This is a genomic window from Rhizobium sp. YAF28, from assembly GCF_052113285.1.
GTDB lineage: Bacteria > Pseudomonadota > Alphaproteobacteria > Rhizobiales > Rhizobiaceae > Rhizobium.
In genome coordinates this window covers 205,444-219,531 of record NZ_JBFRCX010000008.1, presented here as the reverse complement: position 1 = coordinate 219,531, position 14,088 = coordinate 205,444, and the positions used below count along the sequence as shown (strand labels likewise).

General features: G+C 60.9%; 11 protein-coding genes. 2 read left to right on the top strand and 9 right to left on the bottom strand.

Going from position 1 to position 14,088, the window contains the following annotated elements:
• Positions 1–5: 5 nt before the first annotated feature.
• The 6 genes from AB4Z13_RS19860 to AB4Z13_RS19835 all read right to left on the bottom strand — a co-directional run bounded on the left by AB4Z13_RS19860 (position 6) and on the right by AB4Z13_RS19835 (position 7,925).
• Positions 6–1,481 (bottom strand): cytochrome c, encoded by a 1,476-nt coding sequence (locus AB4Z13_RS19860; RefSeq protein WP_442206582.1) that lies wholly within the window; start codon positions 1,479–1,481, stop codon positions 6–8.
• Positions 1,478–1,909, bottom strand: a complete 432-nt coding sequence (locus AB4Z13_RS19855) for a hypothetical protein (protein ID WP_007814655.1) — start codon at positions 1,907–1,909, stop codon at positions 1,478–1,480. The genes AB4Z13_RS19860 and AB4Z13_RS19855 overlap by 4 nt, the downstream gene beginning before the upstream one ends.
• On the bottom strand, positions 1,906–3,432 hold the full coding sequence (locus AB4Z13_RS19850; protein ID WP_442206581.1) for a cytochrome c: 1,527 nt from the start codon (positions 3,430–3,432) through the stop codon (positions 1,906–1,908). The genes AB4Z13_RS19855 and AB4Z13_RS19850 overlap by 4 nt, the downstream gene beginning before the upstream one ends.
• A gap of 34 nt (positions 3,433–3,466) precedes the next feature.
• Positions 3,467–4,852, bottom strand: coding sequence for an NADH:flavin oxidoreductase (locus AB4Z13_RS19845; RefSeq protein ID WP_442206580.1), 1,386 nt, complete (start codon positions 4,850–4,852; stop codon positions 3,467–3,469).
• A 343-nt stretch (positions 4,853–5,195) separates the two neighbouring features.
• Positions 5,196–6,344 carry an ABC transporter ATP-binding protein gene (locus tag AB4Z13_RS19840; RefSeq protein WP_442206579.1) on the bottom strand — a complete coding sequence of 383 codons (1,149 nt, stop codon included), beginning with the start codon at positions 6,342–6,344 and terminating at the stop codon, positions 5,196–5,198.
• A 378-nt stretch (positions 6,345–6,722) separates the two neighbouring features.
• The gene (locus AB4Z13_RS19835; RefSeq protein ID WP_442206578.1) at positions 6,723–7,925 is read right to left on the bottom strand and encodes an ROK family protein; all 1,203 of its coding nucleotides are present in this window, start codon (positions 7,923–7,925) and stop codon (positions 6,723–6,725) included.
• A 156-nt stretch (positions 7,926–8,081) separates the two neighbouring features.
• On the opposite strand from AB4Z13_RS19835, the gene AB4Z13_RS19830 reads away from it, so the two are divergent.
• Both AB4Z13_RS19830 and AB4Z13_RS19825 read left to right on the top strand, forming a co-directional pair.
• The gene (locus AB4Z13_RS19830) at positions 8,082–9,086 is read left to right on the top strand and encodes an ROK family protein (RefSeq protein ID WP_439018314.1); all 1,005 of its coding nucleotides are present in this window, start codon (positions 8,082–8,084) and stop codon (positions 9,084–9,086) included.
• Positions 9,083–10,825, top strand: a complete 1,743-nt coding sequence (locus tag AB4Z13_RS19825) for a GH116 family glycosyl hydrolase (RefSeq protein WP_442206577.1) — start codon at positions 9,083–9,085, stop codon at positions 10,823–10,825. The genes AB4Z13_RS19830 and AB4Z13_RS19825 overlap by 4 nt, the downstream gene beginning before the upstream one ends.
• Before the next feature lie 96 nt (positions 10,826–10,921).
• On the opposite strand, the gene AB4Z13_RS19820 is transcribed toward AB4Z13_RS19825, so the two are convergent.
• The 3 genes from AB4Z13_RS19820 to AB4Z13_RS19810 are packed head-to-tail and all read right to left on the bottom strand — an operon-like array spanning position 10,922 to position 13,928.
• Positions 10,922–11,740 carry a carbohydrate ABC transporter permease gene (locus tag AB4Z13_RS19820; protein WP_007814669.1) on the bottom strand — a complete coding sequence of 273 codons (819 nt, stop codon included), beginning with the start codon at positions 11,738–11,740 and terminating at the stop codon, positions 10,922–10,924.
• Positions 11,737–12,690 carry a carbohydrate ABC transporter permease gene (locus AB4Z13_RS19815; protein ID WP_442206576.1) on the bottom strand — a complete coding sequence of 318 codons (954 nt, stop codon included), beginning with the start codon at positions 12,688–12,690 and terminating at the stop codon, positions 11,737–11,739. The genes AB4Z13_RS19820 and AB4Z13_RS19815 overlap by 4 nt, the downstream gene beginning before the upstream one ends.
• On the bottom strand, positions 12,687–13,928 hold the full coding sequence (locus AB4Z13_RS19810; RefSeq protein ID WP_442206575.1) for an ABC transporter substrate-binding protein: 1,242 nt from the start codon (positions 13,926–13,928) through the stop codon (positions 12,687–12,689). The genes AB4Z13_RS19815 and AB4Z13_RS19810 overlap by 4 nt, the downstream gene beginning before the upstream one ends.
• Between the last annotated feature and the right edge of the window lie 160 nt (positions 13,929–14,088).

Below are 14,088 nucleotides of genomic sequence, written 5' to 3'. Positions count from 1 at the left end.
GATGGTCAAAGTGTCTTGAGATAGGAAAGCAGTTGCTCCTTCGCCTCCGGCGGCAAATCCGTGCCCCAGAGATGACCGCCATTGCCGTTGCCCGGAAGGCCGGTATCGTAGAGCGTGCCGTATTGCTCCCCCGGCGTATCCGGCATGCTCACGAAGCCGCCATTGTCGGCATCCACAAGATCGGAGCCGCGGTAGAACTGCCCCGGCCGCTCGGCATGCGGAAGCAGCAGGGCGCGCAATGTCGGGACGCTGCCATTATGCAGGTAGGGACCGCGCAGCCACAGGCCAGCAAGGCCCGTCGCCACATAACCGTCGGTCTTCTGGAAATTGGCAAAACCCCAGGCATAGCGCGGCTCGTAGGCCGCATAACGGTCGCGGGCTGCTGATGTCCACATGTCGAGGCGATGGCGGTCCGTGCCGAGCTCGACGATTGGGATCGGCGTCCTGTAGCGTGCGCCCTTGGCATCATGGCAGACGGCGCATAGCGCGGTATAGATCGCACGGCCGGCGTCTACTGCCGCCGCATCGACATGATAAAGATCGTCTGCCGGCTTGAGGGGAGAAAACGGCGACGGCGGCGGCGCCTGCAGGCGGATGAAATCCATAATGCGGCGAAGACCCTCTTCGCTTCCCCCATAGGATTTGTAGGTCATGCCGTCGCCGATCGCGCCCGAGACCACCGTCTCGTAGAGATCGGTCTGCAGTCCGTCCCAATGGAGCGAGAAGCGGCGCGTATTGGTGGCGGCGAGGTTGGCAAGCGACCATAGGGGCATCATGTCGGAATTGCCGATAGTGTGGTCGTCGGCAAGTTGGAGGTTCTGGAACTTGACGGGATTGAAAGGATCGATCCGGCCCGGCCCCCAGTCCGGCCGATCCTTCATCCAGGCAAACTGCCGCCCCTGTTCCCGGAGGGCTGCCCGGGTCGCCGGCACCAGGACGAAGCGATAGAGCGCCCGCTCCCAGACGGGCATGTCATAGATCCTACCGATCTCCGTCATCACCCGGTCGGCGGTAAACCTGGGATCGGCGCCGACATCGATCAGAAAGCGGATATAGGCCTGCGGATTGACCCGCGTCCCAGGGCCTGCCTCGACCAGCCGCGCCGGCTCGGCGGCATGGAGCCGATAGCTGCCCTGGTGGCAGAAGGCGCAATTCGGCGCAACGCGCTCTATGACGCCGAGCGTCTTGACCGACAGGCCGACCGGAACCTCGTCGCCGGCGCGCCAATAGAGGCCGAAGGCGCCATAACCGTCCGCGTTTGCCGGCAGATGTTCGGGAAAGAGCTGCGGCAGGACGCGCCAGATCCAGTAGGGAATTCCCTGCGCCTCTTCATTGCCGATCGAGCCGTGATTGAAGACCTCAGCCAGATCGTTCGTCCTCGGCTGGGCGACCGGCCGGAAGAGCAGGAAGAACAGCGCAAAAGCGCCGACGACGAGCAGGACCAGAACGGCGAAAAGCCATTTCCAGAAGACGCGCCTCATGCCTGTCTCCCTTCGGCGATGTTCTGTTCGAGCCGCAGGATGCGCAGGAGACAGAAAAGCGTCGCAATGCCGACCGACCCGTCGAGGAAGACGCCGGCGAGATAGCCGATCGGCTGGTCGAAGACGAAGACGGCGAGAAAGAAGAAAACCGTGCCGAGCGTGCGGGAAGGGAAGACCGCGAGCCAGGCGAAGACGCGGTAACGGTCGATATCGAGCGTCGCCGGAATGTAGAAGATCGACAGGATCCCGAGCAGCAGTCCGGCAAAGCGCGGCCAGATCAGCTGGTTGACGGTGATGCCGAAGAGGCCAAGGATCCATTCCGGACAGAAGATGAGCGGCAGGACGAAGGCGAAGTTCAAAAGGATGCCGATCCAGACGAGGACCGCATGCCGTGCCTTCCATTTGCTGAGCGATCGCGACTGGGTCATAGCGTCTTCATATATTCGACGAGGGCGTCTTTTGCCGCCGCCGGCAGTTCCGTGCCGTAGCGATATCCTTCGTGGCCGGCATTGCCATTTCCGGGCCGCGCCGTGTCGTAGCGAAAGAGATCGCCGCCGGCAGACTGATCCGACCGATAGCCCACTTTGGCGAGATCGAACTCGTCGCTGCCGCGGAACCAGACGGACGGCCGCTTGGCGCTCGGTTCAAGCAGATCGCGCAAGGTCGGCACCGAGCCGTTGTGCAGATAGGGCGATCGCGCCCAGATGCCGTCGAGCGGGTGATTGGCATAGCCGTCCGTCTTGTGGAAGCGGCTGAAGCGCCAGGGATAGCCGGCATAGAGCAGGTTCTGCTCGGCGGCGAAATTTGCCGTATAGGAGGTCCAGCGTCCCGCATCGGTGCCGATATCGGCGAGCGGAACCGTCTTGCCGAGGCGCGTGAAACGCTGCCTGTCATAGCTGTAGTCCTTCGCATCCTTGAAGCCGTGGCAATCGGCGCAATAATGCAGGAACAGCGTCTTGCCCTCTGCCGCCTTCGCCTGATCGATCTTGGCAGCGATGGGGAACGGTGGCGAAGGCAGATCCCACATCCAGTCCTCGATGCGCGCGATCGACGCCCGGTCGACCGTCACGGGCGTCACGCCGGCGCCGAGTGCCGCGCTCAGGTTTCGTTCGGCCACGGAATCATTGTTGCCGTCCCAATGGAGGTTCATGCCCTCACGCGGGCGCTGGCGCCAGATGGCGGGATAGTCGGAAGAGCCGTTCAGCGCAGCACCTGATATATGGGCCTCGCCCATGGGAAAGTTGAACTGCAGCGCCTTGTAGGGATTGAACGTGTCCACGCGGCCCGGCCCCCAATCCTCCTGGCGCTTGACGAAATCGAGCTGGGTACCGAGATCGAGGAAGGCGTTCTTGACCCGTGGGAAGACCACGTAGCGATAGACCAGCCGCTCGAAGACATTGAGATCGCCGCCGACCTTGGGGCTATCGATCGTCTCGATCAGCGCGTCGGCAGTAAAACCGGGATCGCGGCCGACATCGATGAAGAAGCGAATGAATTCCTGCAGGCGCAGATTATTGGAAGGCGCGCCGGGGATGAGATGGCGAACCGCGTCGCCAGAAAGATGATAGGTGCCGACATGGCAGACGGAACAGTTGAGCCAAACCCGCTCGACGCCTGAGACCACGCGGCGCGACACCCCGATCGGAAGGTCGTCGCCCGGCTTTTCGTAGAGGAAGCCGAAGCGGGCCCAGCCTTCCGGCCCGAGCTTGTCGGCATACATGACCGGCAAGGCCTTGAAGACCCAGTAAGGCGGTCCCGTCGCCGTCTCGCTGCCGATCGAGCCGTGCATGAAATGCTCGCTCTGGCTTTTGAAGGCGACGACATACTGGTTGACGAACACGAGGTAATAGACGAGCGCGAGCAACAGCAGCACAACAACCGCCAGCCACCAGCGGCGGTGGCGGGCGACGGCGATCTCGACGGGCGTCTTGCGGTCGTTGTCGCTGCTCATAGATCCACTCCGAATGCGCGGGTGATGGCGCGTGTCAATGGAAGGTCGGCGGCTCGAAAACCGACATGACCTGCTTGATCATCTTGCCGTAGCGATCCTCGAAGCTCGTTCCGTCAAACCGGCTGAGGTCGTAACAACCGAGTGGGTTTTCGAGATCGTTGAGCAGACACTTGTTGCAATAGGTGCATTCCTTCTCCGGGCCGTTGGCCTCGGCGAGGATCTTCGGCAGATCGTTATTGGCGATCAGCGGACGGGCCATGGTGACGCCGTCGCAGGCTTTCGAGCGGATGGCTTCGGCGATCCTGTCGGCATGCTGGAACCCGCCGGTACAGAGCACCTTGATGTCGGGATCGATCTTGCCGATCGCTTCGGAAACCGCGCGCGCATAATCGAGATTGATGCCCTCGATGACCTTGCCCCTGCGCCAGCGCCAGAGCGCCTGGAAGGCGCGCCCCAGCAGGGGATTGGAAAAGATCGCATAATTCATCGGCGCACGCGTGCCCTGCGAGAGCATGCCGTCGTACCAGCGATGCAGATCGTTTAGCGGCAGGTCTCCGGCCGGATTGCGCGGATGCGGAAAGGTCGAGCCGCTCGAAACATGGAAGGAGTCGACGCCCTTGCCGCCGTCGAGCAGCATCGTGCAGATCTTGATCGTCTCGTCGAGCGTGTTGCCCTTCTTGATCCAGGGATAGAGCCAGTCATTGTGGTCGACGCCGTTGATCTTCATCTGCAGATGGAAGTCCTGGCCGACCTCGCGGCGGATCGCCCTGACGATCTCGAGCACGAAACGCGCCCTGCCCTCCCAGCCGCCGCCATATTCATCCGTCCGGTCGTTGATGCCGGAACTCAGGAACTGCGTCAGCAGATAGCCGTTGGCGCCGTGAAGCTCGACACCGTCGAGCCCCGCCTCCCGGGCACGCCGCGCCCCTTGCGCGAACTGCTCCACCACTTCCGCGATTTCGGGTTTCGTCATCGCCTGGGCGAGCAGCCCATGGAAGTAGTCGCTCTTGTCGGTCGAACTCAGGCCCTTGTTGAACAGGTTCTCGACGCCGCCCATGTCCTGCTGGCGACCGGAATGGCTGAGCTGCATGATGAACCGACAGTCATGGGCGTGGACACGGCGGCCGACTTCCCGCCAGAAGGGGATCTTATCGTCGTCGTCGATCATCGCATAACGCACGAGGATGCGGCCACGCACGGAGACCGGCGTAAAGGAGGAAATGATGCAGCCGATCCCGCCGCGCGCGAACTTCTCCTCCCAGTTCAGCCGGGCATTCCCGCCGTGACCGTTATAGTCGTCGAACTGGCCGGATATATTGGATCGGAAAAGACGGTTCTTCACCGTCAGCGATCGAAACTTAAGCTCATCGAAAATGAGCGCCGCATTGTCGGCGTGGATGTATTGACTGTCTGGATGCATGAAGGCCTATCCGATTGACGCGCCGAGGCGACGGAAGAGGAAGTAAAAGCCGAAATGCAATGCTAAAGTTATAACTTTCTAGTGTATTGAAAGCTAATGCAATTTAATGTGGTTTGCAAACGAATTTCGGGACCATGCACCGCTTTGCGCGGCAAGTCGCATGCAGCCATCAGGGCACAAACCCGCCGATGTTTGTGATGATCAGCAGGGCGGCGAGCACCGCCATAATGGTCCCAGCAATTTATAGGTTCATCGGAGCGGTCGATCGCCGATCCCCGTAAGGATAGAATTACAACGACCCGCTGGTCGCCGCATCGGCGCAGCCTCGGGAGCGGTAGGCGCTTCAGGCCTCGACATCGCCGGCATGAACGAGAGCCGCGGCGCCGATAGGCGGTTTTGTGATGGAACTGCCGGTCTTGGCTCGAAAGAGATGAAGGCGCGCGGGCCGGACCGCAAGCTGCAGGGTTGCACGGTCCTTGACCGCTACATGATCAGGCAGGTGGACGATCGTTGCAGTCCCGCTGCCCTCCACCACGCCATACACATAGGTATCCGTGCCGATGCTTTCGGCGTAATCGACTTCGAAGCGGATCGGATATCCGTCGGCGCCATTGCCCTTGGCGAGTTCGAAATGGCTCGGCCGTACGCCGAGGATCACAGGTTCGCCGACGGTCGCATCCCCCGCCTGCGCTGGAATGTCCAGACGGCCGAAGCCCGGTACGTCGACAGCAACATGACCCGGACCGGTCCCGGCAAGCATTCCATCGAAGAAGTTCATCTGCGGCGAGCCGATGAAGCCCGCGACAAACTTGTTGGCCGGGGCCTCGAACAGCTCCAGCGGAGTACCGACCTGCTCGACGCGTCCGGCATTGAGGACGACGATGCGGTCCGCCATCGTCATGGCCTCGACCTGATCATGCGTCACATAGATCATGGTGGCGCCAAGCCGCTTGTGGAGGCGACTGATCTCGCCTCGTGTCTGCACGCGAAGTGCGGCATCCAGATTGGACAGCGGTTCATCGAACAGGAAGAGCTTGGGGTTCCTCACAATCGCACGACCGATCGCCACACGTTGCCGCTGGCCCCCCGAGAGCTGTTTCGGGCGTCGATCGAGGAGAGGCTCGATCGCAAGCATTCTTGCCGCCTCCATCACACGCCGATCGATTTCGGCCCGGCTCATCGTGAGGTTTTCGAGGCCGAAGGACAGATTCTTGGCAACGGTCATATGCGGGTACAACGCATAGGACTGAAACACCATCGCGATCCCGCGATCCCCCGGAGGCGACGCCGTCACGTCATCGTCGCCAATGATGATCTTTCCCGCGCTCACACTTTCGAGGCCAGCGATCAGACGAAGCAATGTCGACTTGCCACACCCTGAAGGGCCGACCAACACGACGAATTCGCCCTCACCCACATCGAGATCGACACCATGGAGAATCGAATGATGGCCGAAGCTCTTCCTGACATCGTTCAATTTGAGACCGGCCATGAATCCATTCCTTTGACGTTTCTTCCGGAGGTGGCCGCAGCCACACCGAGTCTTCCGGAGGTGGCCGCAGCCACACCGAGGCAATCGGATCTCCTCATATCTCGGTTCAGTCTGCGTGGAAGCAATTAGTTCGTCAAGATGACGAACGTATTTTTCTATCAGCGATCATCAGTTTCCTCCCGCCTGCAGACAGGATTTTCAATGAACCCCATCCTGGGCGGCTCGCGCCTGCGCAGGTCCTGGCGGTCATTCTTCCCGGCTATCTGGCCTTTAGCGATGTGCAGCCGCCGTCGCCTTCACCGGTGGCGGGACCGTCATTGCGCCCAGCCATTCCGGTACCGCGACCATTGTCGTGCGACACGGAGATCTGCGTGACAATCACAGCGGCGGTGGCGGCAAGCGCCGCTGCTCCGGCAAGGTCTGGGGAGAAAAAAGCAGGTTGTGAACGTGGTTCAGTCCAATTGCGAGAGCCCCGATCAGCGTTGCCCGACCGCCAAGAACACTTGCCTCGACATCGATGGCACGGCGGCTCGCCTTCACGATACCTCGCCGAACGCCTTCGGCTATCAGGGGGTGGCGACCGATACTGCCGCCGAGAACGACGATCTTCGGATCGACGATCGCATTGACGGACACGACAAGCAGCGCGGCAATGTCCGACACCTTGCCGATCACCTCGACCGCGATCGGGTCGTTCTTTTCGGCAAGTTCCAGGATGTCCCGGACCGAGGTGTCCTTCTCACCCCCCGAACGTTCGTAGAGCTCGCTAATTCCCCGAGCCGCGATCGCGCATTCCAGCGCGCCCCTTTCAAGACTGTCCTTCGTGTATGGATCGGCACCGAACGGCATGTAGGAAATCTCGCCGCCCGCTCCGTTTGCGCCACGCATCAGCTTGCCGTCCTGGAGCACGCCGAGCCCGATACCCGTCCCGAGCGAAATGAACGCCACGGTATCGATTGCGGTCGCGCATCCCTGCCAGGACTCGCCGATAACGGCTGCGTTGACATCGTTTTCCAGGACGACGGGACAGCCGAGCCTCTGGCTGAGCGTCCTGCCGATATCAATGCCGGCGATATCGGCGAGGTTCGGCGCCATCGAGAGTGCACCCGTCGCAGGATCGACGACCCCTGGCGTGGCTATCGCCGCCACGAGGAGGAACTCCCTGGCAATCCCGAGCTGCAACAGCATCTTGGACAGCATTGCCTCGACTTGATCGATCAGATGATAGCCGCCCCGGCGGTCGGACGGATAGTCGATTTCGCCGACAACGCTTCCGACGATATTGCCAAGCACGATACGCGTCGTCGTTGCGCCCATGTCGATACCGACAGCATAGCCGGCATCGCCATTGACCTCATAGGTAATGGCCGTGCGGCCGATGCGACCGCTCGTGACGCCTTTTTCCCGAACCCAGCCACCTTCCTCCAGTGCCCTGATGACCTCGGACATCGTCTGCTTCGAAAGGCCTGTGATCTTTGAAAGCTCGGCTCGCGAGGTAGGTCCGGCATGGAGCAGCACGTCCATGACCGCGCGCACGGAGATCTGTCGCAGCACGGGTGGCGCGTTTTCGGTCAATACCATCGTCGAGCTACCCCGCCAGATCCGTCTTCATCGTTGCACCGGTGTTTTGCTTTTTCCATGAAAGCCCCCCGATTTCAAACAGCTTGTTGACAGTTCGCGGGCGCGGCCATAATAAATTCGTCAACCTGCCGAACAAATATCGCAAAAGGACTGCATTTGTCAAATATTTCAACCATTGCGTCTGGCTTGCGACAGGCGAACAGCGTCCATCGTTCGGACGAAGCGGGCGGATCTGAAGGCATGGTCGCCGGTGTCGACCTCGGCGGTACCAAGGTCCTGGTAGGGCTTGCCGATCTGCAGGGGCGTATTGTGGCAAAGGCCGAAGAGCCGACCGAACACGGCGCGGGAGCCCCTGTATTGCGGCAAATTCCACGGATGATTTTGTCCCTGGTGCAGGACAATCGCGATCGGGGCCCGTTGTGCAAGGCTGTTGTCGGCGTACCGGGTGCGGTATCGCCGTTGACCGGGCTTGCGTCACTTTCCCCTCACCTGGCCATTCCAGCCGATCAGCCGCTCGCCGCGCTGCTCGCACGAGCCCTGCCCTGCCCCGTCGTGGTTGAAAACGACGTGAATCTCGCAGCTTTCGCCGAGGCCACTCTCGGCAAAGGACAGGATCAGGACTCGCTTGCATTTATCGCTTTCGGAACCGGTGTCGGCATGGGGCTGGTCATCGGTGGAACGCTCTTCCGCGGCCAGCACGGGCGGGCAGGCGAACTGGGTTTTCTGCCGCTAGGTCCCAATCCTCATCAGGCGGCGCCGCAGGCCCGCGCCGGTCTCTTCGAGGATCAGGTTGATTCGCCTGCGGTGCGCAGCCTGTATGGCGATGGGACGCTGTCGGTCGCCGAGATATTCGCTCGCGCTGCTGCCGGAGACGGGGAAGCTGTCGCGGCCATCGAAACACTCGCAAAATCGGCATCGGTCGGCCTGGCCTCCGTGCAAGCCCTCTTCGACCCCGCTCTCATCGTGCTCGGTGGGGGCATCGGGTCGCGCGGCGAGTTTGTCGACGCCGTCAGGCGTCACATGTCGACGCTGCTGCCGTTTGAGACACGGATAGAGGCAACCGGGATTGGCCCCGAAGCTGGCATGCTCGGGGCGCTTATGCTTGGCCTGACCGATCTTGCGGCAACTGAGAATGCAGGAAAACAGGAAGCCATCCAATGAGCGCCGCATCAGCAAAACCGCAAGTTCTGATACCACTTGATGACGGACAGCTTCGCTCTGCGACACCGGTGCTTGTCCCGTTCATGGCTCCGCGCCTGCAGGGCGATTGTCGGCCGGAAGGCAGGATTGAACTTTCGCTATGGGGCGCCGGCAAGCTGGTCAATCTGACCTTCACCGGCTGGAGCGCCCCTTTCACCTATTCCCCGAACCGGGTGGAAGCGCATGGCGGAGGGCTTTACGTGGCGCAGTCGGCGCCGGCGCTCTTCTTGAAGGGCGCAAAGCTGCGGACCTTCATCCCTGCCCGGCGCTGCGCCTGGTGGGGCACGATGGCGAAACGCGAACCGGTCGAACGGCAAGAGGGTCGCCGCATTGCCCGCACCGGTTGGGGCGTCGCCATCGCAGAGCAGAGGCCCGACGGCATTTTCGTGACCGCCGGCGCGACGATCGAGGAAGCGCTTGCAGCGCTCGAGCTCGACCAGACGAAACTGATTGCCGAGGCCAATGCCTACGTCACGCGTTGCGATGCGATGCCGGGGGCGCCTGCCCTGATGCGCAGCATGATCTCGCAAAGCCTGCATGCCGCTCTTTCCAGCATAAGGCGGGACGAGCATGGTGCCTTTGCCGGCCTCGCCGCCGGCCAGGCCTACAGCGCGCCGGCTCGCACCTATTACCGTGACGGTTATTGGACGCTCCAGGCTCTCCTGGATCGGGAACCGGAGGCAGTCCGCGCCCAGATCGATCTTCTTGCGCGGGGTGTGCAGGAAAACGGCGAGGCGCCGAGCGGCGTCATCCTGACGGGACCTGGGCAGGCCGAGGAATGGGAAAAGGTGCGTCTGACAGATCCACGGATCAAGGAGGAGCACCTTCGACCCGGCGACTGGTGGAGCGATCACTTCGACAGCCCGCTCTTCTTCATTCTGACGATCGGCGACTATATCAATGCGACCGGCGACGGCTCACCGCTGTCCCTGTACTGGGATAAGGTGGTGGCGATCTTCAATCGTTACTGCGGCTTCGACGAGAAGGGAACCGGCTTGCCGATCAAGCCGCGGCATGACCGCGATTGGGCCGACAATGTCTATCGTCACGGTTACGTGGCCTATGATCTCGGCCTGTGGATCGGCGCCCTCGACGTCATCGCACAGCACGGCGCCTCGCTCGACAAAGCCGTTGCATCGAAGGCGGCAGCCGTGGCGCAAAAGGCGCGCGCTTCGCTGGACGAGGCGCTTCTGCAACCGGGTGGCACTTATGCGGACTACGGGACAAAGACAGATTTCGTCGAAGACCACCTGACGCTGGACAGCCTGACGCTGCTTCGCTTCAAGGCGGTTTCTCCCGAGCGAGCGAAAAGCGTTCTCGCCAAGGTCCAGGAGATCTTGGAAAGTCGCAACAACGACGGCCAGCCTTATGGCGACTGGGGCGTGCTTTGCGCCTATCCGCCGTTCAAGCGCCCCAAGGATACGCGTGAGAAGTCCTATTTCGCGTATCGCTACCACAATGGGTCGGACTGGCCCTATCTTTCGGGCCTTTATGCCGAGCAACGGCTTGCCTACGGCCTGGACGGCGCGGACTACCCGCTCCTGCGCTGGTGGAAGACCTGCCTCGAAGAGGGCTGGATGGGTGCCGTCGAATATTTCTCGCCACCCTGGGGGCGTGGCTCGCTGCTTCAGGGATGGAGCAGCATGCCGGCCGCCGCCGCCCTCGCCCACAAGGACAAACTGCCGGCGGCGATCCGCTAGAGGTTTTCCGACCGGTCGCCACGGAGACGGCGTTTGAAAGAGAAAATGCAAAGGGCCGCCGGAGAGGCGGCCCTTTTTGCACGATATGTTGCAGCACTATTCCTTCGTTGCGCCCGCCATCAGGCCGTTCATCAACATGCGCTGCAGGGCTGTAAACATGACGAGCACGGGCAGCACCGAAAGCACCGACATGGACAGCAGCCTGGGCCAGTTGATACCGAAGCGACCCACCGTATTGGCAAGCGCGACCTGGACCGTCCACTTGTCCTGGTCGCTGATGATCAGGAACGGCCAAAGATAGTCGTTCCAGCGCCATACGAGATTGAAGGCGAGCAGCGTGCCGATTGCGGGTATGGCGAGCGGAACGATGATCCGCCACAGGATCCGCCATTCCGGCGTACCATCGAGGCGCGCCGCCTCTAAAAGGCTGTCAGGAATGTTGGTGATGTACTGGCGCATGAGGAAGACCCCGGTCGGGGTTGCCGCCGGCGCGATGATGATGCCTGCCAGCGTATCGAGAAGATTGAGATCCCGCAGCACCAGAAAGACCGGGATCATGATGATCTGCAGCGGCACCATCAACGACGACATGATGAGCAGGAAGAAGAGCGTGTCTCCTTTAAACCGAAACTTCGCAAGTGCGTAGCCGGCCATGACGCTGATGGTGACGGACAGCAGCGCCGAGAGCACGGAGACAATGGCCGAATTGCGGAAGAAGATGAGGAACTTCGCGCGCGACACCGTGTCGATGAAGTTCTGCAACGTCGGTTGCGCCGGCAAAATGGTCGGCGGCCACTGGAAGATCTCCTGTTGTGATTTCAACGAAGACAGGAAGAGCCAGATCGGCGGCATCAGGAAGACGAACAGTGTCAGCACGACAAAGGCCAGTCGCCAGGGAGAGTAGATACGTGTCATTTCTCACTCCGCGATATGCGCAACTGGAAGATCGTGAGGAACAGCAGGATGATGAACAGCACCATGGATTGGGCGGCCGCAACGCCAGCCTGCATCGGTTTCTGGAACGCAGTGTCGTAGATCGTCTGTATGAGGTAGACGGTCGCCTTGCCCGGACCGCCGCCCGTCAGGGATACGACGAGTTCGTAGACCTTGAAGGCCTCGATCGAGGACAGGACCAGGACGACGGCGAGCGTCGGCTTGAGAAGCGGCAAGGTGATATGGGTGAATTGCCGCCACTTGCTGGTCCCGTCGATCGAAGCCGCCTCGTAATAGTCGGTGGAAATCGCGGTCAGACCTGCAATGAAGATCATCATGTTGAAACCGGCTTGCGCCCACACCCAGGCGATGATGACGGCGATCTGAGCCATCGTGTCCTGTTCCAGCCACGGGATCGGAGCGATGCCGGTCAGCGAGAGCAGGTAATTGACGAGGCCGTTGTTGAGGCCGAACAGCCAGCGCCAGGCGACGCCGATGATCAGCAGGCTGATCATGGACGGGAAGAAGACGATTGTGCGTACGATGGCAAACAGCCTGGTCTGTGGCGCCAGCAGGAGAGCCAGCGCCAACGAGACGACGATGTTCAGCGGAACCGCGACGATAACGAAGAGAACGGTCTTGAGCAATGAAACCTGAAAATCGGCATTGCTCAGGAGCCCGATGAAGTTATCCAGGCCGACATATTGCGGCAAGGTGCTGGGCACCTGCGGAACGACGACCACACCCCGCTTGAAAAAGGCCATGAAGAGGCCCTGGACCAGCGGGTAGAGGGTGAAGGTAACGAGGAGCGCCATTGTCGGCACCATGAGCAGGTAGGGCCAGCCGAGGCTTGCCAGGCTGCCTCGCAGACCTTTCGGCACTGGGTGGGGACCCAGTGCCGAACGGCTATCTTCCATTATGTCCGTCGTCACTTGCCAGCCTCAAGCGAGGCATCGGCAGCCTTCTTGATCTGCGAAATGGCCTCGGCAGAGGAGATCTGACCGGCAACAGCCTGCGTGACGGCTGTCTTCACGGTGCCCCAAACAGCCTGCATCTGCGGCCAGGCCTGGTCGGTCGCAGCGTAAGCAGGGCTGGCGTTCAACTCGGCCTGCATTGCTTTGATCGCATCGGTCGCGGCCGGATTATCGTACTTGACGGCTGCCGCCTTCAGGTTGGCCGGGATCATGCCGAAGGTCTTGGCGTACTGTGCCTGAATATCCGGCGAGGTGATCCATTTGATGAAATCGATCGCTTCCGGAAGATGCTGGCTCGTGTTGAAGGCCACGATATAGTCGCCTCCGTAGATCGACGACGCGACGGTGCCCCGCGGCGTTGGACCAGCCTGCCATGCAAAATGCGCGTTGTCCGCCAGTCCGGCGATTTGCCAGCTTCCTGACATATAGGCTACGGCCTGACCGGCTGTGAAGATTTCCTTCGGATTGTCCGAACTCGCACCGGACCAGAGCCCGGGCGGCATTGCGGCCTTCGTGATGTCGATGAACTTGTCGAGCGCGCTCGTCCACGCTGCCTCGTCCATGACGACCTTCACAGGTTCTTTTTCCGTATAGATGTGGTTTCCGTACTGATACTCGTGAACGATCCAGCGGCTTGCCGAAACGTCCCAGACAAGCGGATAGCGTGTACCCGACTTTTCGGCGACTTCCTTGATCTTCGGAACGAATTCATCCCAGGTCCAACCGGTCGCGTGGTCCGGGATGGCAATGCCGGCCTTCTTGAAGGCATCGACATTCAGGAAGATGCCCGTGGAGGTTACGCGCAGCGGCGCGGCGATAACCTTGTCGTCGAGCTTGGCGCCATCGCCCCAGCCCTTGACGAAGTCGTTGATCCATTCGGGGCCGATCTCCTTGTTGAGATCGACGAGGAACGGACGGATAACCGGCTCCATCGACGAAGTGAGCGACAAATCCGGCATGATGCCGGAGGCCGCATATTGCTGGAATTTCTGGACCATCCCGTCATAAGGGGTGATCTCAAGGTCGAAGGTCGTGTCCGGGTGCAGTTTCGTGTACTGATCGAGCAAGGCGCGCGTGTTCGCCTCTTCCTGATCATTGTCGACATACCAGACGATCTTCAGTTCGGATGCTGCCGCGAGCGAAATCGTCATCACCAGGGCGCTTGCCGTCATAATCAATGTCTTGAGCGGTTTCATAGGGTTCCCCTTCTTTGCTCCTCAAACTCTGGCAACAACCGGCCTCCAAATCTCCCTTTGGCCGATCGTTTGTTCGTAACCATGACGAATTAAATACGAGTTTTCGATGGTGTCAACACAAACAAGATTGACGGCATCAATTAGTTCGTCCTGTTGACGA